Here is a 22364-nt window from a genome sequence, read left to right on the forward strand (position 1 = left end):
ATGCTGGATAGACTTCTGGCCCTGCTGGTTCTAGCGATCGTCCTCGGGGTTCCCCTCGGGCTGATCTTTCTGCTCACCGGGCAATTCCTGATGGACTTCGTGTTCTTTTATCCATTGTTCATGTCGGGATTGTGGATCGCCGGCGGCCTGTATTTCTGGCTGCACTGGGAACGGCACTGGCCGTGGCAGGACGATACTTTGCCGCCACCGCTGGCCGGCGAGCCGCTGATCTCGATCCTGATCCCTTGCTACAACGAAGGCGATAACGCGGCTGATACCATCCACGCGGCGCTGGCCCAGCATTACCCGAACATTGAAGTGATCGCGATCAACGACGGCTCCAGGGACAACACCGCCGCGGTGCTCGATGCACTGGCGGCGCAGGATCCACGTTTGCGGGTGCTGCATCTGGCGGAGAACCAGGGCAAGGCTGTGGCCCTGCGCATGGGCGCCATCGCGGCGCGCAGCGAATATCTGGTGTGCATCGACGGTGACGCATTACTGGCGCCGAACACCGCGGCGTATCTGGTGGCGCCGATGCTCGACAATGCGCGACTGGGCGCCGTGACCGGCAACCCACGAATCCGCACCCGTTCGACCTTGATCGGCCGCGTACAGGTCGGCGAGTTCTCGTCGATCATCGGCCTGATCAAGCGCACCCAACGGGTGTTCGGGCGGATCTTTACCGTCTCCGGGGTGATCGTTGCCTTCCGTCGCACGGCGCTGAACCGGGTCGGTTACTGGAGCCCGGACATGATCACCGAAGACATCGACATCAGTTGGAAGCTGCAACTGGATCACTGGAGCATTTTCTACGAGCCCCGCGCGTTGTGCTGGATCCTCATGCCGGAAACCCTCGGCGGCCTGTGGAAACAGCGTCTGCGCTGGGCTCAGGGCGGCGCCGAGGTGCTGTTCAAGAACATCCGTGGCATCTGGCAATACCGCCATCGTTACCTCTGGCCGCTGCTGTTCGAATACTGCCTGTCCACCGGTTGGGCCTTCACCTTTCTGCTGTCGGTGATCTTCTGGGGCGTTGGCAAATTTGTCGAAATGCCGCCAGCCATTGCCGTCGATCACCTGATGCCACCGGCGTTTACCGGGCTGCTGTTGGCGGTGGTCTGCCTGGTGCAATTCGCGGTCAGCATCCTGATCGACCGCCGTTATGAAAAGGGCCTCGGCAAGACCATGTTCTGGGTGGTCTGGTACCCGCTGGTGTTCTGGTTCGTCAGTCTGCTCACCACCCTGGTCAGCTTCCCCAAAGTGCTGTTCGGCCAGCATCAGAAGCGCGCGCGCTGGGTCAGCCCGGACCGGGGCATCAAGCCGCTGAATGACGATGAAGAGGAGGTCATCAAATGAAAATCATCAGAACCCGGCAGCGGCCCTTTCTGGTCGTGATCGATGTTTTTCTCACCGTGCTCGCCTGGGTCGGGCTGCTGTATTTGCTGACGCAAGGTGTATGGCCGTTGTTCGATACCCATGACGGCCCGCGCATCGATGCGTCATTTTTCGACGCCCTCGGCACGTTGCAGATTTACCTGTGGGTGGCGTTGTTGAACGCGGTGATTCTGATCACATGGGCGCGTTATCAACAGCGCAAAAGCAAGCGCTTCGCCCAGCGCCGTTTGCCGGCGCCGGTGGTCGATGATCAGGGGCTCAGCAAAAGCTTCAAGCTGACCGGCGACCGGCTGGCGAAACTGCGCACGCCGGGCTCGATGACCATTCACAACGATCAGGATGGCGATGTCAGTCATGTCGTGACGCACTTCTTCCCGGTCGACCCGGCCCAGCTGCCACCGCCTTTGGCGCCACTGGAGCATTCGCTGGTGATCCGCCTGCAGGCCGAAGATGACGACAACCGAGAGCCGATAAGTCACGTCTGAACCCGTTCGGCGAGCATCGCTTGGCCCGCTCTTTGTAGGAGCTGCCGAAGGCTGCGATCTTTTGATTTTCAGCGGTTTTGAATATGCCAAAGATCAAAAGATCGCAGCCTGCGGCAGCTCCTACGGGGGAGTGCGGAGCATTGACTATGTCTGTCAGGCGAAATCCCGAATCAGGCGCCAGGCCTCATCCACCGACAACGGCTGTTTCATCCGTTCGGCGAGCATTGCCATCGCCCGTTCCTGATCGCAGGCAACGGCCGCCGCCACCACGCCATTCTTGCCGAACAGGCCGATAAACGGTGGATGGTCAGGGTCGCCCTTGAACTCGACCTCGTCCCAAGCCTCGGCGTGTCCGAGGTAGTCGTAGTTTTTGCCGAAGTGCCAGGTCCAGAAATACGGTACATCGAGGTAGCGCTCGTCACCGCCGAGCATATTCGCTGCCGCAATTCGCGCCTGTTGCTGGGCCAGGCGCCAATGCTCAATCCGTTGGGGTTGGCCGTTGAGCGGGAAGGTTGCGATGTCGCCGACGGCCCAGAGCCCATCGGTCACGCGCATTCCGCCATCCACCTTCAGAGACTGGTCTTTTTCTTTTGGCAGATCAGTAAACGGGGCCGTTGCCGGGGTGACGCCAATGCCGACCAACACCAGATCCGTCGGCAAGCGCTGACCGTTATCCAACAGCACCGCTTCGACCTTGCCTGTGCCTTCGATCTGCGCCGCTTCGCCATCGGTATGAAACACCACGCCGTTGGCCTCGTGCAGGGCGCGAATTGACTTGCCAACGGCATCGCCGAATTGCGCCTCGAAAGGGATGGCATGGCGCGCCAGGACGGTGACGTCCAGGCCGTACTGACGCAGGGATGAAGCAGACTCCAGAGCAATGAAACTGTCGCCGACAATCACTGCCCGTTGCCCGGGTTTTGCGGCTGTCAAAATCCGTTGCGCCTGATCCTTCGAACGCAGCACGAACACCTGCGGCAGATCGGCGCCAGGCAGTGAAAGATGGTTGGGTGCGCCGCCGGTGGCGATCACTGCGCCGTCATAGCTCAGCGATTGACCATCGGCCAGGCGCAGTGTCCGGCTCGATGCATCCAGACTTGTCACTTCGCTGTTTATCCGTTCAATGCGCTGTTCACGATAAAAACTTTCATCGCGCAGCGGCGGCACTTCGTCCGGCGGCATCTCCCCGGCAATCACGAATTTGCTCAATACCGTACGGTCGTAACCGGCCTCGGGCTCGCGGTCGATCAGCAACACCCGGCCGCCGAAACCTTTCTCTCGCAGCGCCGCTGCACAGGCCGTACCGGCGGCGCCGGCACCGATGATCACAAAGGTTCGCTTATCGTCCGCCGGTGGGGTGCTGGCGGCGGGCATCGGCTGGTCGTCGACCCAGACCTCATCGTCGCGGATTTCAAGCGGGTAGCGCCGCAGACTGTCCAGGGACGGTGGCTCGCATAACGCGCCGTCTTCGAGCCGATAAGCCGCCTTGTGCCACGGGCAGATCAGCCGTCCCTCACACAGCGCACCTTTAGCCAAAGGAGCCCCTGCGTGGGGACATTTGCCCTGATAGGCACGCCATTGATCGCCGACCCGCAGCAAGACGATTTTCGTCTTATCGATCCGAACTTCAAGGCCACGGTCGTGGGGCACATCGGCGACACGGGCGACACGATGCAGTGCCATGATCGATCTCCAGGGGTGTATCACTTAGGAGTTTGGAGCCTATGCCGAGGTTCAGCCAATTCCCCCTGCCACCGCACGAACGGTCCGGCTATAGTTTGCCAGCCGACCACGGCCCCACCCGCACAAGGTGCTCCGGTATGACCCGATTGACCTCTTTGAACCCTTGGCTGGCGGCCATTGCAGTCGCCCTTTGCGTGCAGTTTCCGGCGCAGGCCCAGGAGCGTTTCACCCTCAGCATTCCCGGTGTTTCGGACAATCGTCTGTTCACGTCGGTGGCGGCCAGCGATGCCAACGGTTGTGGCGGCAAAAACCAGTCCCCGGCCCTGAGCTGGAACGCCGGCCCTGCGGGCACCCTCAGCTACGCCATCGTCATGCACGACCCGGACGGTCAGAAAGGCTTGGGTGTCGACCATTGGACTCATTACGGCATCAAAGCCACCACGCGTCAGATCCCGGCCGGTGTCGGCGCCAAATCCGCCCTCGAAGGCGTGGGCGGCAGCAACAGCAAAGGCTCCACCGGTTACATCGGCCCTTGCCCGCCTGTCGGCGACAGCTCCCATCACTACCTCATTCAGCTTTACGCCCTGGACCTGGCGCCAGACGCCTTGCCTGCCGGCCTGACCCGCGCGCAGCTGATGGAGCAGATCAAAGGCCATGTGCTGAAAAACAGCAGCGTGGTGCGGCGTTATCACCGCTGAAGATTTTTTGGGTGAGTTAACCCGAACCTGCCGGGCTGTCCGTCTCAGAGGATGAATGAGTCAATTTCCTCCTGAGGTCAGCCCCCATGTCCCTCCCTCTGCACTTCCTCCGCCCGGCCGCCCAGGGTTTCGCCGCCGGGTTGTTGCTGGCCATTGCCGGTTGCGGCGCTTCGTCCGCGCCAGACTCTAAGATGGACAACCCGGCGGTGGTTGCGCCCCCGGCTCAAGGTGAGCTGAAAACTGAAGTGTTGGTGCGTGAGACGGCCATGGCAGACACCGCGCAGGCCAAGCGCAGCGCGCGACCGGCCCCATTGGTCGCTTTCGCGCCCATGCCGGCCGGTGAAGCTTATCCACAGGGCTATCGGGACGAGCAGCGGGAGCAATATCAGGCGCTGGCCGATAACCCGATTCACAGCGTGACCGAGGCGCCGGTCTCGACCTTCAGTGCCGATGTCGATACCGGCGCTTATGCCAACGTCCGGCGCTTGCTCAATCAGGGGCGTTTGCCTCCCGAAGGGGCGGTGCGGCTGGAAGAAATGGTCAATTACTTCCCGTACGATTACGCCTTGCCCACCGATGGCTCGCCGTTCGGCGTGACCACCGAGCTGGCGCCCTCGCCCTGGAACCCGCATACCCGCTTGCTGCGCATCGGCATCAAGGCCTCTAATCGCGCGGTGGCGGAACTGGCCCCGGCGAACCTGGTGTTTCTGGTGGACGTGTCCGGCTCGATGGACCGGCGCGAAGGCTTGCCCATGGTCAAAAGCACGCTGAAATTGCTGGTCGATCAACTGCGCGAGCAGGACCGGGTTTCGTTGGTGGTGTATGCCGGAGAATCTCGCGTGGTGCTGGAGCCGACTTCCGGACGGGAAAAAGCGAAAATTCGTACCGCCATCGATCAATTGACCGCAGGCGGCTCGACCGCCGGCGCATCGGGTATCGAACTGGCCTATCAAATGGCCCAACAGGCGTTTATCCCCAAGGGCATCAACCGCATCCTGCTGGCCACCGATGGTGACTTCAACGTCGGCATCAGCGACTTCGACAGCCTCAAGCAAATGGCTGTGGATAAACGCAAGACCGGCGTGTCCCTGACCACCCTGGGTTTTGGTGTGGATAACTACAATGAACACCTGATGGAACAACTGGCCGACGCTGGCGACGGTAACTACGCCTACATCGACAACCTGCGTGAGGCGCGCAAGGTGCTGGTGGATCAGCTCGGCTCGACCCTGGCGGTGGTGGCGAAAAACGTGAAGCTGCAGGTGGAGTTCAATCCGGCCCAGATCAGCGAATATCGGCTATTGGGTTATGAGAATCGCGCCTTGAAGCGTGAGGATTTCAGCAACGACAAAGTCGATGCCGGAGAAATCGGTGCAGGGCATACGGTGACGGCGTTGTATGAAATTGTGCCCAAGGGCGAGAAGGGCTGGCTGGAACCACTGCGGTATGGCAATCCTGGGGCCGATGTTTCTGCAAAAAACGGGGAATTGGCGATGCTGCGAGTGCGTTATCAGCTGCCGGAAGGTGGGAACAGTCGCTTGATCGAGCGGCCAATCTTGAGTGGAGAGCTGAACGGTGAGGCTGGCAAGCTTTTGGCCGCCAGCGATGACCTGAGATTTGCCGCCGCCGTCGCCGCATTTTCCCAGCAGCTCAAGGACGGGCGTTATACCGGTGAGTTCAGCCTGAAAGACACCGAAGCCCTGGCCCGTGGCGCACGGGGCGATGATCAGTTCGGCCTGCGCAGTGAATTCGTGCAATTGGTGGAGTTGGCGCAGAGCCTGCGAAACTCGACCGCCTCGACTCAACAGCCCAATGACAACCGGATAGAGTGAAAGAGGCCAGCGCTGACATGTCCGATTCTAAAATCAGCTCCGCCGCCGGCAGCGACGAATCGCTGCTGGCGCGCTACCGCTCTGGCGATGGGCCGGCGTTTGAAGTTTTGTACGCCCGTCATCGCCAGGGCCTTTATCGATTCCTCCTCGGCCTCAGCGGCAAGCCCGAACTGGCCGAAGAGGTGTATCAGGAAACCTGGCTAAGCCTGATCCGCAGCACCAGTCAGCCACAAGGTCGGGCGAATTTTCGTACCTGGCTTTACCAGATTGCCCGTAACCGACTGATCGACCACTGGCGCAAACACGGAATTCACAATCCCTTGCACGACAGCTATGACGAACAAACCCACGCCCTGATCGATAACGCGGCCGACCCCGAACAACTGCTGAGCCTGAGCCGCGACGGTCAACGCCTCGAAACCGCCCTGCAAAGCCTTCCCGCCGACCAGCGCGAAGTGTTCCTGCTGCGCGCCCACGGCGACCTCGACCTGCCGCAGATCGCCACCCTCACCGAAACCCCGCTGGAAACCGTCAAAAGCCGCTTGCGCTACGCCCAGCAAAAACTGCGTCGGCTGCTGGCCGAGGAGGTACTGACATGACTGACGCCAAACAGACACCACCATCGCATGACGATGAAGTGCTCAAGCATTTCCGCGACCACGCCACCGGCGAACCACCGGCGCATCTCGATGCGTTCATCCTGACCACCGCGCATCGCGAAGCCCCTGCGCCGAAGCTGAACCTGTGGCAACGCTGGCTCCGCGCCTGCCAACAGCCTCGGTGGCAAGTCGCTTTCGCCAGCCTCGTCGGCGTCGCCCTGATGCTGGCGCTGGTGCAACGCACGCCGGAACAACTGCCGAGTTATGACTTCGCGCCAGCGCCTAAAGCGTCCGCGCCGACCGCCAAACCGGAAGCCGCTCCTCGCTCCGAAGCTGCACCAACCGGCGCTATATCAGCTCCGGCACCTGCGGCGCCCATGGCGGAGTTCTCGGCACCATTGCAGCGCGAGTCGATCAACAGCGAAATGGCAGACGAAGCCAAAGTCAGCAAACGCTTAGCCGCGCCGGCCAAGTCACTGGATGATCAATTACGTGAAGTGATACGCCTGCAAGAAACCGGTCAGGCACAAGCCGCCGAGGCGCTGCTGACAACACTGCACAAGCGCTTCCCCAAGGAAAACCTCACGACCCGACTCAAGGATTTGCAGAAGAAATGAAGTGAACAGTGGTCGGCAAATTTGGCATCGACACCCGAAAGCGCGCACTATCGGCCCATAGCCGATGCGTTGGAGGATGCCGTGGCACAAAAAATCGACCGCATCGCCCAAATGCTCAACTGCCCGGTGAAGGGTGAGGAATTACGGCGAGCAGTGACTGAGAGTCGTAAGGAGTTTCTTCTGGCGAAGCAGGCAGAAGAAGCGCTTGAGGAAGACGTTCTTGATGATGAAGTGGTCGAGGACGAAGAGGATGATGATTACGACGAGTTTGACTGGACGACAGAATGAAAAAACCGCTTCGGCGGTTTTTTGCCATTGAAAGAAATGCTGTTTGACGTTGGCATCAAGGCGAACCACCTTTCACCGACCACACCCGGACAAAGAAGCAGAAACCTGCCAGGTTCGTGATGCTCGGGCTTTCCTTGAACAAGCAGGAGTCACCCCATGAGCGTAATGAATTACAAAGGCTATGCCGCCCGAATTGAATACAGCGAGGAAGATGGCCTGTTTGTCGGCCATATCGCTGGTATTAAAGATGTCGTTGGGTTTCACGGCGAATCAGTTCAGGAGCTTCAAAATGCATTTGAAGAGGCCGTCACTGATTATCTGGATACTTGCGCCAAGCTCTGACGCGCGCCGCGCGCATAGCTATGCAGTTGCATGAAGTGGTAGACGCCAGAAGTCAGCATCAACGCCTCCGCTGATTCGTGTGCCAAATCTTGTGGGAATCAGAGCGTGGCCACGCGTTCACATCTGACAATTTTGGAGGCCCCGAAAAACGGGGCGCATTTCAAGGGTGAGTTGCCGCTATTCTGCGGCTTGTTGCGTCGCCGTCTGCGGTGGTCGCGTCAGAACTTTCACCACATCATCAATCACTGCCTTGCCCATCGCCGTAAAATAGTGCGCGGCCCACGCATGGCGGTCAGTGTCTTTCGAGTAAGCAGCATCCTCAGCAAACGACTTGGCCAGGAACAACAGGTCGGACGCCTGCGCCAACGCTTCTCCGATGGGCACACCACCATTCACTCGAAACAACGGTTCAACAGAGCCGTAGTGGAAGGGTGTGAAGCCGATGGTTTTCAATTCAGATTGCTCGCTCATTGACCACCTCCGATGTTGGCGAAGCGTGCATGAAAACGAGCGGTGGGGCGTTCCACGATGTGGAAACGAGGTGAGGGAAAAGCCGAAATTTGTACGGATTAATGCTGCGCATTGTTCACTTCCTTGATTTGAGAAGCTGCCGCATTCGTTTCCAAGCGAATGGGTGACAGCTGTGCGCAGGTTGGAAAACCGGGAATCAAGGAAACCGGCACGTCAGAAGACGTCCCACGCACAGCCGCCATAACACAAGATTGCAGGCGAAAAAAAACGCCTGCAATCTTGATGGGGCGCTGTTGCGCCTTGATGTCGTCGGGTTTCCAAGCCCGGTCGCTGAATTGGCAGCGACGGCAGAAGGGTAACGCGCAGGCTGATCTTGGTTTCGGCTGACCAGTTCTGAGTCGATTGCTTGTTTTCGGACACTGCATTTCCTTCAGAACTGAGCTGCTTGCGCCAGTTGGACAAAGACATTTCGCTGACCCCTTCGCGCCGGGAAACCTCGGCCATCGACAGGTTCAGCGGGGGAAGCAGCATCTTGAGTAATGCGGCTCTGCGTTCAGGTGAACAATACGGCACGACCAGTCTCTTTCCGCCCCCGATGTACTTTTTTAGGAAAATTCGGAGAGGCGACAACTATCCTGGCACCGGGGGATACTGAAGGGCAGTAGGCGACCAAAAGCGGCCGGTCTACCCTATAAATAAATCGTCCCCTTTTCATCTTTCAGTAATTTATAGACGCATAACAAGGCATTGCTGTCCGTGCAGTGCCTTGTTATACGGTCTCATTAAAATCGCTTTGCGGTTCACAAGGGTGGCAGTCCCAGCTCTTTCAGGAAGGCATTGTGTTTGTCCCGTGCCGCCTGAATGTTTTTTTCCAGTGTGAACAGTTCGGTATTCACGGTTTGTAAATCAATCTCTGCCTCTGCGCTTGCCGTGCTGATGTAGCGAGAGATATTCAGGTTGTAGCCGTTCTTCTCGATCTCCTCCATCTCTACCCGGCGGGCATAGCGAGGCTCCTCTTTGCGGAACTGGTAAGTTTCGATGATCTTGGCGATGTTCTCATCGGTCAGTTGGTTCTGGCGTTTACCTTTGATGAAGTGTTCAGCCGCGTTGATGAACAACACGTCGTCCGGTTGCTTGCACTTTTTGAGCACGAGAATGCACACCGGAATACCTGTTGAATAAAACAGGTTGGAGGGCAAGCCGATCACCGTGTCGATGTGGCCGTCTTTTAGCAGCTTGGTGCGGATGCGCTCCTCCGCACCGCCTCGGAACAGCACGCCGTGGGGCAGGATGATGGCCATCACGCCCTCGTCTTTCAAAAAGTGAAAGCCGTGCAGCAGAAAGGCAAAGTCGGCAGCCGATTTAGGGGCCACGCCGTGGTTTTTGAAGCGCACGTCATCGGCTATGGCTTCTGTCGGGTCCCAGCGGTAGCTGAAGGGCGGGTTGGCAACGATGGCGTCGAATGCGGGTTTTTTAGCGGGGTTTAGCTCGCGCAGAATGTCCCAATCGTTGCTCAAGGTGTCGCCGTGGTAAATCTCGAACTCGGTGTCCTTCACCCCGTGCAGCAGCATGTTCATGCGGGCCAGGTTATAGGTGGTGATGTTCTTTTCCTGGCCATAAATCTTGCCAATGCCATGCGGTCCCATGCGTTTGCGCACATTTAGCAGCAGCGAGCCGGAGCCGCAGGCGAAGTCCAGCACGCTTTCCAGGCGCTTCTTGGTGCCGGTTTTTGGGTCTTGGCTGTCGAGGGTGACGATGGCGGAAAGGATGTCGGACATCTGTTGGGGCGTGTAGAACTCGCCCGCCTTCTTACCTGAGCCAGCAGCAAACTGGCCAATCAGGTATTCATAGGCATCGCCCAGCGCATCACTATCTGTGGAGAAGTCTGCTAGACCCTCGGCGATCTTTTGGATAATCACGCATAGCTTGGTGTTGCGCTCCGTGTAGTTTCTGCCCAGTTTGGGAGAACCCAGATCGATTTCCGAGAAAAGGCCTTGGAAGGTGCTCTCAAAGGACTCGGTTTCGATGTATTTAAAGCCCGCCTGCAGCGTAGCGAGCAATTCATCGTCCTGGGTGCGGGCCATATTGGCTATACTGTTCCACAGGTGCGCCGGCTCAATGACGTAATGCACCTTGCGGCGCATCTGCTTCTCAAAGGCCGGGATGTCCGCTTTGTTCTCCTCATACCAGACTTGCAGAGGAGTCGATGCTCCCGTTTTTAGCAAAACGTCAATGGGCAGCTCTGGATAGTCTTTTCCAAGTTCCTTCCTGGCCGCTGTCTCGTAGTTGTCCGAGAGGTAGCGCAGGAAGAGGAAGGACAGCATGTAGTCGCGAAAATCATCTGCATCCATAGCGCCGCGCAGTTGGTCAGCAATGGCCCAAAGGGTTTGGCCAAGTTGTTTTCTATTGGTGTCATTCATGTGCTGGTTTCGCTTGTGGGCCTGGGGTGGGTGCGGCAGCCGCTGTGGCTGGTTTCGCACCTGATAGGTCAGGCAGGACAAATTTAAATGTGCTGATGAAGTCTTTGAGAATGCGGCGGAATAGGTCTTTGTTGTCCTCGCCCATTTCGGTCGGCTCATGGATGGCGTATTTGCCATGGCTCAGCAGGTTGAGGGCACGGTTGTAGAGCGCGGTGTCTTCCTCACTCGCGAGTGCGTTAAGGCAGAAGGAAATATCGGCATGCCCAAAGAATGAGGCCGTCTTCTCCATGATGCTGCGCAGCGCATTGAAGTGAAAGGTGTAGAGCTTGCCGGAGTTTTGATCGGCGGCCGCCTGCAGTTCGGCGAGGGCCGCAACGTGATGGAAAAACGGCGTGTCCTCAGTGGCCCTAAGGGTATAGGCCCCCTCACCATTCGGGCGGTGCAGAAAGTAACGTTTGTGAGTCACCCTCGGCTCCCCTTCCTTCGTCCTGCCGATCTCATTGCACATCACATTGAAAAAGAGGGCGTGGTGGGAAGAGAAAATTATCTTAATGGGCGCGGAAGCGCCGTTCTGGTCTGTCCGGCTGGCAGCCCGGCGCAGGAGTTTGGCGAGATCGCAGGCAACGGCGATAGCGTTATTGTCATCGAGCGAGGAGATGGGATCGTCGATATACAGAAACTTCACCCATAGATAGGACTCGTGACCGTCGAGCATGCGTTCGCAGATAGCGATGAAGAGGCACCAAATAAAGATGTTCTGCTCGCCTCGGGAAATTTTGATGTTCTCTGCTTCGCCTTTGCGGAAGGTGATCTTCCATGACTCGTAGTCAATATCGAATTCAAAATCGGCGTAACGACTGAGGTAGCCTGCGATGGTTTCGTCCAAAGCCAGCTCATGTAGAGCATCGAAGAACTTTGATTTTTCATTGAGCTGGAGATGGCGGGCACTGTCGCCTTCCAGATCGTTTTCCCAAGTGAATAAGTCCTCAGTAAACGCATTGAAGTAAAGTGTGTCGGCATTACCCTCAGGGTTTTTTTTGCTCTTACGCTTACCCGCGTCCTTGAACTCCATAGAGAGTCTGGTCTTGCCGGTGCGGTTGTAAGCGTAAATAAGTAGGACGGCTGCTGGTTTATTAACAACTTTCTTTTGGGATTCGGTCTCGCGTTGATTGAGATCGTCGCGCAGCCGTGTCACCAGCGTGTGCAAACTCTGGTAAGTGCGAACGCTCATGCCTCCACCTCCGCTGGCGCCGGGAAAAGTTGCTGCATCAGTCCCTTTTTGTGAGTCTTGAGGGCTTCGAGCTTTTGGAGTTCAGCGGTGATCAGGACATCCAGTCCGGTCAGACAAGAGGCGATGCGTTGTTGTTCGGGTGGGGCCGGACACTGCAATGGAATGCTTGCAAAATCATCGTAGTAGAGACGCAAGCGGTCTTTGGTGAGACCTCGTGAGTGCGATGTCAGCAAGAGTATTGTTGCAGGCAGCTTGAACAGGTATTGGAAGAAGGTTGGCACGGCGTCTTTCATCGGTGCCAACACAATGTAGGCGGGGCTTACCAAGCAATCTTCCGGGGCAACGCCTAAGGCACCTTGCCACATTCGCATCATGTTGTAGGCGATGTCTTCCTTGCACACCTTCTTGTTCCGCGCAGCGTCTTCGATGTCGTAGAAGTTCCGGTCGAGCGAGTCACGCTTTACCATCCCGTCGTGCATCGTGACTGAGTAAATGGGAAGACCTTGTTCACCCTTCGTCACTCGATTCGCGAATAATGTCCCTGCTTTCCTGGGCTCCCACTCCCCGGCGTTTTGGAATTCGGGGAAGCGGAGGCGCGGTTGGGTTTCGTCTTCGCGAGGAAAAAGCTGCTGCATCAGCCCTTTTTTGTGGGTCTTGAGCGCATCCAGCTTCCGCCCTTGCGCGGCGATCAGCTCGTCCACGGAACTCAGGCACTCGGCGATTCTTTGTTGCTCTGGGGGCGACGGAACCGAAATGAGAAGCTCTGAAAACTGCGCGTAGCTGATCATTTTGCCGTCGCGCAAGCCTTCAAGGTTCTTTGTGAGGATGCCGATGAACCTCTCTGTCTTGAAATAGTGCCTGAAGTATTCGGCGACATCTTTAAGGTGAAGTCTGAGAATGACATAGGCCGGGCTACAGATGCCGTGATACTGCGAATACTCGATGCCGCCTTGGAACGATCTGAGGCTGATAATAAAGTCGCCTACCCGAACGACTTTGTAGCTTTCGATGCTCTTCTCTGTGACCGAGACATGGTAGTCGATCAGGTGTCGAGGGATTGCACCGTGCTCCTGGGTAATTGCGAGAACGTGAAGGCCTGGCTCCGGATTTCGATCATTGATTTGATCAAACAAGGCGTTACCGGTTTGTCCCTTCCACCCCGCCGCCTCCCGAAACTCCGGAAAACGCAGCTTAGGCACCAGCGCGGGCGTGCTGTCTTCCATCGCGCCGGTTGTTTTTGTCTTACTGCTCATATGCGCTAAGTCCTGAAATTTCGCGGCCTTGGGCACGTTTAATAAGTAGGTCGTGCAATTCTTTCATCAGTGCCAGTTCGGCCTGCGCGCGGGCTTTCCAGCCGAGGTCGAGCGGGGCCATCAGGTCACTGAGTTGTTCGCCGTCGAAGATCATGCGTTGCAGAATGCCCTCCACAAAGTCTTGCAAGGCTTCTGGGGCCAGCTGGTGTTTGTTGGCGATAGCGGCGAGTTCGGCGGCGTCTTTTTGTTGTTTAAAGCGGCTATAGCCCTTACGAATAGCCGTTTCGCTCAGGCCCTCGCCGGCCTTGAGAGTGGCGATATAGGCGGCAATATCGTCACGCTCGTTCATAAACTTGGCATCGGCTTGTATCAGCCCAATGAGTTGGTCGCGACTCATTTTCTGTTTGCTCGGCTCTTGCTGCGAGAAACGCGACATCAGCCCCACGATGTAGTCGTAGTCAATAACGGCAGAGGCGAAGAGCACGAACTCGAAATCGAGTTGGTCCACTGCCTCGGTTTTGCCATCTGCGTTTTTACCGCTCTTATCTTGCTGTGCCTTGAGGCGCTGGGCCGTTTCCAGATAAGCGCCGCGAAAGCCCAGCAGACTTTCCTTGGGCAGGATGTGTTCGATGGCGGCGGCGTTGTCTTCGGTGAGGTCGGTGTATTGGTCGAGCTGGGTTTTGAGGCGCTGCACTTCCTTGAAGTGGCTGATAAAAGCGGCACGGGCATCGTCGCCTTTCAGGTTATGCACGGCCTCCGGTGCGCAGGCCACGCTTTGCGATTGCATAAAATCATCCAGCTTTTGTACAGCAGCCTGTAGTTTTTCAATCACCACGGGGGCTTTGTCCACTAGCCAGATTTCGCGGTCCTGCGGGCTGGACTTTTCGCCAGAAAATAGGCTGATGGCTGTATCCACAGCCTCTTGCTGATGGCGGAAGTCAAGGATGTTGCCGAATGGTTTTATCCCGGTAGGCCCCTTGTCGGGTGGCTGAACGCAACTGAGCACGCGATTGGTGCGCGAGAAGGCTTGGATCAAACCGTGGTACTTGAGGTTTTTATCCACGTACAGGGTGTTCAGGTATTTGGAGTCGAAGCCGGTTAGCAGCATGTCGACCACGATGGTGATGTCGATTTTCTGCGTATGAGGGTGGTCAACATTAGGCCACTGCTGGTCTTTGATGCGCTTTTGCACGTCCTGGTAGTAGAGGTCGAACTCGCTGATGCTGTGGTTGGTGCCGTAGCGGGTGTTGTAGTCGGCCAGGATGGCTTTGAGCGCCGCTTTTTTGCCTTCTGGGTCGTCTTCGTTGTCCTGCTTTTCTTGCGGCAGGTCTTCCTGAATCTGCTTGACGTCCGCATTGCCTTCGGCAGGCGGCGAGAACACGCAGGTGATATTCAGCGGCTGGTAGTCAGGATCGGCCAGTTGTTTGGCGTATTGCAGCTCGGCAAACAGGCTGTGGTATTCGATGGCGTCGTTGATGCGGGCTGTCGCCAAAATGGCATTGAAACGGCGCTGGGCGGTGGCCATGTCGTGCTTGGCGAGAATGGCTTCGACCACGGCTCGCTTGGCCAAGCCTTCCCCAGGCTTGGGTGTTTTTTTGCCTTCTGGTTTGAAGTAGTCGATATGGAAGCGCAGCACGTTGGCGTCGTCAATCGCGTGGGTAATGGTGTAAGCGTGCAGCTGCTTCTGAAACAGCTCATCTGTGGTTTGGTAAGAAGCCTGCTGGTCTTCCACTTTTACCCGTGAGGCGTTTTCTTCAAAGATGGGCGTGCCGGTAAAGCCAAACAGCTGGGCTTTGGGGAAGAACTCTTTGATGGCTTTGTGGTTCTCGCCAAACTGGGAGCGATGGCATTCATCGAAGATAAACACAATGCGTTTATCGCGCAGTGGGGCCAATTGCTCTTTGTAGGTGAGCTGGTCATTCCGTTTGCGCTGCTTGTTACGTTTGCTGTTTTCAGCCAGGGCGAGGCCGAGCTTCTGGATGGTGGTGACGATCACCTTGTCGGCGTAGTCCTCGGACAGCAGGCGACGCACCAGCGCAGCGGTGTTGGTATTTTCTTCGACGCAGCCTTCCTGGAACTTGTTGAATTCCTCACGGGTCTGGCGGTCGAGGTCTTTGCGGTCGACCACAAAGAGGCATTTCTCGATTTCTGGGTTGTCCTTGAGCAAGGTGGACGCTTTGAAGGACGTGAGTGTTTTGCCGCTGCCGGTGGTGTGCCAGATATAGCCGTTGCCACAGTTTTGCTCGATGCAGTCGACAATGGCTTTGACGGCATAGACCTGATACGGGCGCATGGTCATGAGCTTCTGCTCGCTCGCTATTAGCACCATGTAGCGGCTGATTGTTTGGCCAAGCGTGCATTTGACGAGGAAAGTCTCGGCGAAGCGGTCGAGGTAGGTAATCTTTTTGTTCGCCTCGTCAGCAAACTGATAGATGGGCAGGAAGCGCTCATCGGCGTTGAATGAGAAGTGACGGGCGTTATTGTTGGCGAAGTAGTAGGTGTTGTCGCGGTTGCTGACGATGAACAACTGCAGGAAACACAGCAGTGTTTTGGTGTGGCCGTTGCCGGGGTCGTTTTTGTATTCGACGATTTGCTCCATGGCGCGGCGCGGGTTGACGCCCAGCGTTTTCAGCTCTATTTGAACGCACGGCACACCGTTGATGAGGATGAGCACATCGAAGCGATGGTGACTGTTGTCGGTATTGATGCGCAGCTGGTTGACCACCTCGAAGCTGTTTTTGCACCAGTCTTTGATGTTGACCAGCGTGTAGTTCAGCGGAGTGCCGTCTTCGCGGGTGAAGGCATTACGCTCGCGCAGGGCGCGCGCCGCCGCAAACACATCAGGGGTGACGATCTCGTCGAGAAGACGGGCGAATTCGCCATCAGTGAGGCGAACGCGGTTGAGGGCCTCGAATTTCTCGCGAAAGTTACGTTCTAGCGAGGCGCGGTCGGTGATGTCGGGCCGGTAGGTGTATTTGAGCTCAACGAGCTTGTCGACAAAGCTTTGTTCGATTTTTTGCTCACTCATTGTTGGTGCTCTGTGCTCTTCAAATAACCCGTAGTAAAACATGACTATTGTTGTTGCTGCTCGCTCGAATCTAACTGAATAGTTTGATTTTGGTGAAGCACAAAAAAGCCCCAGACCCTAAAGATCTGAGGCTTTCTCGTTTCTACATTATGGTGCACCAGGCGGGATTCGAACCCACGACCCCTGCCTTCGGAGGGCAGTACTCTATCCAGCTGAGCTACTGGTGCAATGCGGGCGCCATGATACTCATATGCGTTGCGGGCGTCCATGCTGCTGAATCAGCAGCGCTTTTCAAAAGCGTAACCTGCGTTTGCTACGCTGATCTGAAAAAATAGGCAAATGCGCCGTTTTCGTTCTTTTTTTCGAACAGCCTATTGTCCTTTACCCCCTTTGATCCTAGGATTCGTTTGAGATTTCAAACGCTCTTGTCTGGGTGCTGAACCGCACGAGTTCGATTTGTGCGCTATTTATGTGCTTCAGCCCGGTGAATGATTTCCCTGACGGCAGCCTATAAGGCGCCTTTCTACAATCATAATTCGCTCCGCGCTTGCCGCGGTGCTGTTAAGGAAAGCCGACATGCAGCTTAAAGACACCCAGTTGTTCCGCCAGCAAGCCTTTATCGATGGCGCTTGGGTCGATGCGGACAACGGTCAGACGATCAAGGTCAACAACCCGGCAACGGGCGAAATTCTGGGCACCGTGCCGAAGATGGGCGCTGCCGAAACCCGTCGTGCGATCGAAGCCGCGGACAAAGCACTGCCGGCCTGGCGTGCGCTGACCGCCAAGGATCGTGCGAACAAACTGCGTCGCTGGTTCGAGCTGATCATCGAGAATCAGGACGACCTGGCTCGCCTGATGACTCTGGAGCAGGGCAAGCCACTGGCTGAAGCCAAGGGTGAGATCGTTTACGCCGCTTCCTTTATCGAGTGGTTCGCTGAAGAAGCCAAGCGCGTTTACGGTGACGTGATTCCGGGTCATCAGCCAGACAAGCGCCTGATCGTGATCAAGCAGCCGATCGGCGTGACTGCTGCGATCACTCCGTGGAACTTCCCGGCCGCGATGATCACCCGTAAAGCCGGCCCGGCGCTGGCTGCCGGTTGCACCATGGTGCTCAAGCCTGCTTCGCAAACGCCTTTCTCGGCTTTCGCTCTGGCTGAACTGGCTCAGCGTGCCGGTATTCCGAACGGTGTGTTCAGTGTGGTGACCGGCAGTGCTGGCGACATCGGCAGCGAGCTGACCGGCAACCCGATCGTGCGCAAACTGTCCTTCACCGGTTCGACTGAAATCGGTCGTCAGCTGATGGCCGAATGCGCCAAGGACATCAAGAAAATCTCGCTGGAACTGGGCGGTAACGCGCCGTTCATCGTGTTCGACGACGCGGACCTGGATAAGGCCGTCGAAGGCGCGATCATTTCCAAGTACCGCAACAACGGCCAGACCTGCGTCTGCGCCAACCGTCTGTACATTCAGGATTCGGTCTACGACGCGTTCGCCGAAAAGCTGAAAGTGGCCGTGGCCAAACTCAAGATTGGTAACGGTCTGGAAGACGGCACCACCACTGGCCCGCTGATCGACGAAAAAGCCGTGGCCAAGGTTCAAGAGCACATTGCTGACGCTGTAAGCAAAGGCGCAACCGTGCTGTCCGGTGGCAAGAGCATGCAAGGCAATTTCTTCGAGCCGACCATCCTGACCAACGTGCCGAACAACGCTGCCGTGGCCAAGGAAGAAACCTTCGGTCCATTGGCGCCACTGTTCCGCTTCAAAGACGAAGCCGACGTGATCGCGATGTCCAACGACACCGAGTTCGGTCTGGCCTCCTACTTCTATGCTCGTGATCTGGGTCGTGTGTTCCGTGTGGCTGAAGCCCTGGAATACGGCATGGTCGGCGTCAACACCGGGTTGATCTCCAACGAAGTCGCGCCGTTCGGCGGCATCAAGGCGTCGGGCCTGGGCCGTGAAGGCTCCAAATACGGCATCGAAGATTACCTGGAAATCAAATACCTCTGCCTGGGCATCTAAGCTCGGCCCGGCAAGGCATTGCTTCAATCGCAAAGGACACGAGAGCGCTGTCCTTTGCGACGCTTCAAACGGAATTTTCTCTGTGGCCGGGAAAGCTGTGGCAGTCGATCATCGCATGCTGCCGTAGTTGCCTCCCCGCCGCATTTTCCTTGAACCACGCCGCCCGATGAGCGGTGAATGAGGACACTATGAGCAAGACTAACGCATCCCTGATGAAACGCCGCGAAGCCGCTGTACCGCGCGGTGTTGGCCAGATTCACCCGATCTTCGCCGAGTCCGCGAAGAACGCCACCGTGACCGACGTTGAAGGTCGCGAGTTCATCGACTTCGCCGGCGGTATCGCTGTGCTGAACACCGGTCACGTGCACCCGAAAATCATCGCCGCCGTTACCGAGCAGCTGAACAAGCTGACCCACACCTGCTTCCAGGTTCTGGCCTACGAGCCGTACGTGGAAGTGTGCGAAAAAATCAACGCCAAGGTGCCAGGTGATTTCACCAAGAAAACCCTGCTGGTGACCACCGGCTCCGAAGCCGTGGAAAACTCCATCAAGATCGCCCGAGCCGCCACTGGCCGTGCCGGTGTGATCGCGTTCACTGGCGCTTACCACGGTCGCACCATGATGACCCTGGGCCTGACCGGTAAAGTCGTGCCTTACTCGGCCGGCATGGGCCTGATGCCAGGCGGCATCTTCCGCGCACTGTACCCGAACGAACTGCACGGTGTGAGCATCGACGATTCGATCGCCAGCATCGAACGCATCTTCAAGAACGACGCCGAGCCGCGTGACATCGCTGCCATCATCATCGAGCCGGTTCAGGGCGAAGGTGGTTTCTACGTCGCGCCTAAAGAGTTCATGAAGCGTCTGCGCGCCCTGTGCGACCAGCACGGCATTCTGTTGATCGCTGACGAAGTTCAGACTGGCGCTGGCCGTACCGGCACTTTCTTCGCCATGGAACAGATGGGTGTTGCCGCCGACCTGACCACCTTCGCCAAATCCATCGCCGGCGGTTTCCCGCTGGCCGGTGTGTGCGGCAAGGCCGAATACATGGACGCCATTGCTCCGGGCGGCTTGGGCGGTACTTATGCCGGTAGCCCGATCGCTTGCGCCGCGGCCCTGGCCGTGATGGAAGTGTTCGAAGAAGAGCACCTGCTGGATCGCTGCAAAGCGGTCGGCGAACGTCTGGTGACTGGCCTGAAGGCCATCCAGGCCATGTACCCGGTCATCGGCGAAGTGCGTGCCTTGGGCGCGATGATCGCGGTCGAGCTGTTCGTCGACGGCGACAGTCACAAGCCGAACGCTGCTGCCGTGGCATCGGTTGTGGCCAAGGCTCGCGACAAGGGCCTGATCCTGCTGTCGTGTGGCACCTATGGCAACGTTCTGCGCGTACTGGTGCCGCTGACCTCGCCGGACGAGCAACTGGACAAAGGCCTGGCGATCATCGAAGAGTGCTTCGCCGAGCTCTGATTGATTTGTGACCTGATCGACAAAAAACCCGCTTCGGCGGGTTTTTTCATAGCGCTTGAAACGCATCACTGTATCGAATGGCCATCATTGACTAAGGTGCAAGCATTGCCGTTGGAGTGTGCGATGACTGCTGTGGTGTTACCCGCTGTGCCGCGTGTGCTGATTGCCGAGGCTGACCCCTGGTCCCGCGACCTGCTCAAGCAGGTGTTGTTGAATGTGCGCTGCGACGCGCGGCTGGACCTGTGTGCTGATGGCCAGGAAACACTGCATCTGTTGGCGGAGAATCCTTACGATCTGGTGATCGTCGACTGGGAGTTGCCTGGCGTCGATGGCCTGAACGTCTTGCGCAGTGTCCGTCAGCGCAAGCGTAATCCGCCGCTGCCCTTCATCCTGATGAGCAGCCGCAACGACAGCACCAGTGTGCGCGAAGTCTTGCCCCTGGCGCCCACGGCGTACCTGACCAAACCCTTGAACATGGAAAGCCTGACCCAGCGCCTGCAGGATTTGTTGCTGAATGCCGGTGAAGAGGTGTCCTGCGAGGTGCCTTCACTGGCGCCGGGCATGACCTTGTCGGTGTATCTGGAGCGGCGGCGCGAACTGGCGGAAGGTGCGCCGTTGATGACCGACGTGCAGGTGGCGATCAAACGTAGCCTCAATCCCAATGGCCTCGATCTGACGCGGCTGGGAGACGAAATCCGCACCGACCCGCAAATTACCGCTGTCCTGATCGCCGCCGCCAACAGCGCAGCCCAGCATCATGGCGTCGCTGTGCAAACCCTGACTCAGGCGCTGCATCGCTTGGGCACCGGGCAAAGCATGAACCTGATTCTGGGGCTCGCCCTCAAGCGTAGTGCCCGGCTTAGCGATCCGCAGCTGGCGGACTATGCCGAGCGTTATTGGGAGTTGTCGCTGCACACCGCCGAATACGCGCGGACGTTGGCGCGCTTGCTGGATCTGGATCAGGAGCGCTGTTATTGCGCAGGCATGCTGCATCGCCTCGGCGACCTGGCGTTGCTGCGTTGTTTGCAGGAGTGGAAGCAGGCCGGCGGTGAGCTGGATGAATGGCAGGAAGTCGGCGAAGCCTTGGCCGAATTCGGCGCGGCCTACGGTTCGGCGCTGCGAGCCCGATGGCGCCTGCCTCTTGAGCTGCGGGAGCTGATTGCGGCGGTTTACCAGTTCGGTGGCGGGGTTTACTCCCGCGAAGCGCTGGTGATGAACATGGCCGCGCAACTGGCGCGCCTGACCGGACATGAAGGGATCGAGGCGTTGTCCAAAAGCCGCACAGCGCGATTGCTCAAGATCGGATTGCCGGAGCTGATGCGTTTGCGCAAGAAGTGAATCTGACACCAAACCCCTGTGGGAGCGGGCTTGCTCGCGAAAGCGATGTGTCAGCCACATTTATGCTGACTGACACACCCTCTTCGCGAGCAAGCCCGCTCCCACATTTGGTCTGTGTTGGGCCGATCAGCCAGAGATAATCCGGTTCTTGCCCTGACGCTTGGCCTGGTACATCGCCGCATCGGCACGGGCGAACAGGCTGTCGATGCTTTCATCCTCGTGCGTAAGGCTGCTCAGGCCCTGGCTGACGGTGATGCCGAAGGTCTGGTCGTCATGGCTGAAGCTCAACCGCTGAATTTCCCGTTGCAGGCGCTCGGCCACTTGCATGGCCATGTCCGGTGCACAGCCGGGAAATACCGCGGCGAATTCCTCGCCGCCGATCCGTCCGAACAGGTCACCACGCCGCAGGGCCGCGCGGCCGCTCTCGGCGATACGTTGCAGGACCTTATCGCCTTCCTGATGGCCGTAGGTGTCATTGACTACTTTGAAGTCATCGATGTCCAGCAGCAGGAACGCCATCGGCGCACCGTTCAGCCGCGCCTGCTCGAACTCATGATTGGCGCATTCGAAGAAATGTCGGCGATTGCTGCTTTGGGTCAACACATCGGTGCTGGCCAGGCGTTGCAGCTCGGCTTCCATCTGCTTTTTTTCGGTGATGTCTTCGGCAATGCCGACGATGATCACCGGTTGGCCCGGCTCGGCCTGACGGTTGATGAAGCACTTGTCGCTGAGCCAGCGAACCTGGCCGTCGGCGGCGATGATTCGGTATTCACGATCTTCAACGGCGCCTTTGTCCAGCACTTGCGCGAGGCTACGCTCGGCGTAATCCAGATCGTCGGGATAGACGCTGTCGCGCCAGTGGTTGAAGTCGGACAGCAACAGGCCGGCGGGGCGGCCGAAAATCCGGTCATAGGCCGGGCTGACGTAGAGCACCTGACGGGTTTCCCAGTTGAACGCCCAAAGCACGGCATTGACGCTGACCAGCAGCGAACTGAACAGCTGTTCCCGTTCGCTCAGGCGCGCCACTTCACCTTGGGCATGCATCAGCGCCATCAGCGTTTGCGCGGCTTCTGGCCACTGCGGAAGGGATGTGTCTTGTAGGTTTTTATGGACCATCGGCACAAATCTCAAAGGGCGTGCCGCTATGTCGACAGCGGCCAGAACAAGGCCCGCCTGGATGGCGAAGTGTCTTTGAGATA

17 protein-coding genes, 1 tRNA gene and 3 pseudogenes are annotated in these 22364 nt (G+C 57.8%); 12 read left to right on the forward strand and 9 right to left on the reverse strand.

The window, feature by feature from the left end; translation table 11 throughout:
• A complete protein-coding gene (gene pgaC, locus ACYZT2_RS02075; protein ID WP_461969711.1) occupies positions 1 to 1356 on the forward strand; it encodes a poly-beta-1,6-N-acetyl-D-glucosamine synthase in 1356 nt (451 codons plus the stop codon).
• Positions 1353 to 1880 carry a poly-beta-1,6-N-acetyl-D-glucosamine biosynthesis protein PgaD gene (gene pgaD, locus ACYZT2_RS02080; RefSeq protein ID WP_461969713.1) on the forward strand — a complete coding sequence of 176 codons (528 nt, stop codon included), beginning with the start codon at positions 1353 to 1355 and terminating at the stop codon, positions 1878 to 1880. The genes pgaC and pgaD overlap by 4 nt, the downstream gene beginning before the upstream one ends.
• Positions 1881 to 2033: 153 nt before the next feature.
• On the opposite strand, the gene ACYZT2_RS02085 is transcribed toward pgaD, so the two are convergent.
• On the reverse strand, positions 2034 to 3563 hold the full coding sequence (locus tag ACYZT2_RS02085) for an FAD-dependent oxidoreductase (protein ID WP_461969715.1): 1530 nt from the start codon (positions 3561 to 3563) through the stop codon (positions 2034 to 2036).
• A gap of 137 nt (positions 3564 to 3700) precedes the next feature.
• Between ACYZT2_RS02085 and ACYZT2_RS02090 the strand changes: the two genes are divergently transcribed.
• From ACYZT2_RS02090 to ACYZT2_RS02120, 7 genes and pseudogenes are all read left to right on the forward strand, one after another.
• Positions 3701 to 4261, forward strand: a complete 561-nt coding sequence (locus ACYZT2_RS02090) for a YbhB/YbcL family Raf kinase inhibitor-like protein (protein ID WP_461969717.1) — start codon at positions 3701 to 3703, stop codon at positions 4259 to 4261.
• An 86-nt stretch (positions 4262 to 4347) separates the two neighbouring features.
• Positions 4348 to 6093 (forward strand): vWA domain-containing protein, encoded by a 1746-nt coding sequence (locus ACYZT2_RS02095; RefSeq protein ID WP_461969719.1) that lies wholly within the window; start codon positions 4348 to 4350, stop codon positions 6091 to 6093.
• Positions 6094 to 6110: 17 nt separating this feature from the next.
• Positions 6111 to 6692: an RNA polymerase sigma factor gene (locus ACYZT2_RS02100; protein WP_461969721.1), complete on the forward strand. Its 582-nt coding sequence runs from the start codon at positions 6111 to 6113 to the stop codon at positions 6690 to 6692.
• Positions 6689 to 7309, forward strand: a complete 621-nt coding sequence (locus ACYZT2_RS02105) for a hypothetical protein (RefSeq protein ID WP_461969723.1) — start codon at positions 6689 to 6691, stop codon at positions 7307 to 7309. Before ACYZT2_RS02100 ends, ACYZT2_RS02105 begins: the two co-directional genes overlap by 4 nt.
• 21 nt (positions 7310 to 7330) lie before the next feature.
• Positions 7331 to 7597, forward strand: a complete 267-nt coding sequence (locus ACYZT2_RS02110; RefSeq protein ID WP_207189013.1) for a hypothetical protein — start codon at positions 7331 to 7333, stop codon at positions 7595 to 7597.
• A gap of 67 nt (positions 7598 to 7664) precedes the next feature.
• Positions 7665 to 7757: pseudogene (locus tag ACYZT2_RS02115) on the forward strand (type II toxin-antitoxin system HicA family toxin); the annotation flags it as partial.
• Positions 7754 to 7936 (forward strand): annotated as a pseudogene (locus tag ACYZT2_RS02120) (type II toxin-antitoxin system HicB family antitoxin); the annotation flags it as partial. The pseudogenes ACYZT2_RS02115 and ACYZT2_RS02120, both read left to right, overlap by 4 nt.
• 180 nt (positions 7937 to 8116) lie before the next feature.
• Here ACYZT2_RS02120 and ACYZT2_RS02125 read toward each other — a convergent pair.
• The 7 genes and pseudogenes from ACYZT2_RS02125 to ACYZT2_RS02155 form a co-directional block, all read right to left on the reverse strand.
• Positions 8117 to 8410, reverse strand: a complete 294-nt coding sequence (locus ACYZT2_RS02125; protein WP_461969726.1) for a DUF3077 domain-containing protein — start codon at positions 8408 to 8410, stop codon at positions 8117 to 8119.
• Between the two features lie 363 nt (positions 8411 to 8773).
• Positions 8774 to 8941 (reverse strand): annotated as a pseudogene (locus ACYZT2_RS02130) (transposase); the annotation flags it as partial.
• Between the two features lie 269 nt (positions 8942 to 9210).
• Positions 9211 to 10830 carry a type I restriction-modification system subunit M gene (locus ACYZT2_RS02135; protein ID WP_461969728.1) on the reverse strand — a complete coding sequence of 540 codons (1620 nt, stop codon included), beginning with the start codon at positions 10828 to 10830 and terminating at the stop codon, positions 9211 to 9213.
• Entirely contained in the window at positions 10823 to 12061 is a 1239-nt protein-coding gene (locus ACYZT2_RS02140) for an AAA family ATPase (RefSeq protein WP_461969730.1), read from the reverse strand. The genes ACYZT2_RS02135 and ACYZT2_RS02140 overlap by 8 nt, the downstream gene beginning before the upstream one ends.
• Positions 12058 to 13314 (reverse strand): restriction endonuclease subunit S, encoded by a 1257-nt coding sequence (locus ACYZT2_RS02145; protein WP_461969732.1) that lies wholly within the window; start codon positions 13312 to 13314, stop codon positions 12058 to 12060. Before ACYZT2_RS02145 ends, ACYZT2_RS02140 begins: the two co-directional genes overlap by 4 nt.
• A complete protein-coding gene (locus tag ACYZT2_RS02150; RefSeq protein ID WP_461969734.1) occupies positions 13304 to 16342 on the reverse strand; it encodes a type I restriction endonuclease subunit R in 3039 nt (1012 codons plus the stop codon). Before ACYZT2_RS02150 ends, ACYZT2_RS02145 begins: the two co-directional genes overlap by 11 nt.
• Positions 16343 to 16492: 150 nt before the next feature.
• Positions 16493 to 16569: transfer RNA gene (locus tag ACYZT2_RS02155), tRNA-Arg, on the reverse strand.
• Between the two features lie 349 nt (positions 16570 to 16918).
• Between ACYZT2_RS02155 and gabD the strand changes: the two genes are divergently transcribed.
• The 3 genes from gabD (at position 16919) to ACYZT2_RS02170 (ending at position 21165) form a co-directional block, all read left to right on the forward strand.
• Positions 16919 to 18361, forward strand: a complete 1443-nt coding sequence (gene gabD / locus ACYZT2_RS02160; RefSeq protein ID WP_461969736.1) for an NADP-dependent succinate-semialdehyde dehydrogenase — start codon at positions 16919 to 16921, stop codon at positions 18359 to 18361.
• Positions 18362 to 18549: 188 nt separating this feature from the next.
• A complete protein-coding gene (gene gabT, locus ACYZT2_RS02165) occupies positions 18550 to 19827 on the forward strand; it encodes a 4-aminobutyrate--2-oxoglutarate transaminase (RefSeq protein WP_461969738.1) in 1278 nt (425 codons plus the stop codon).
• Between the two features lie 123 nt (positions 19828 to 19950).
• A complete protein-coding gene (locus ACYZT2_RS02170; RefSeq protein ID WP_461969740.1) occupies positions 19951 to 21165 on the forward strand; it encodes an HDOD domain-containing protein in 1215 nt (404 codons plus the stop codon).
• Positions 21166 to 21291: 126 nt separating this feature from the next.
• Here the strand turns inward: ACYZT2_RS02170 and ACYZT2_RS02175 are convergent, their stop codons facing one another.
• Positions 21292 to 22281, reverse strand: a complete 990-nt coding sequence (locus ACYZT2_RS02175; RefSeq protein ID WP_461969742.1) for a GGDEF domain-containing protein — start codon at positions 22279 to 22281, stop codon at positions 21292 to 21294.
• Positions 22282 to 22364: the final 83 nt, after the last annotated feature.

The sequence above is a fragment of the Pseudomonas sp. MDT1-85 genome (assembly GCF_054898065.1).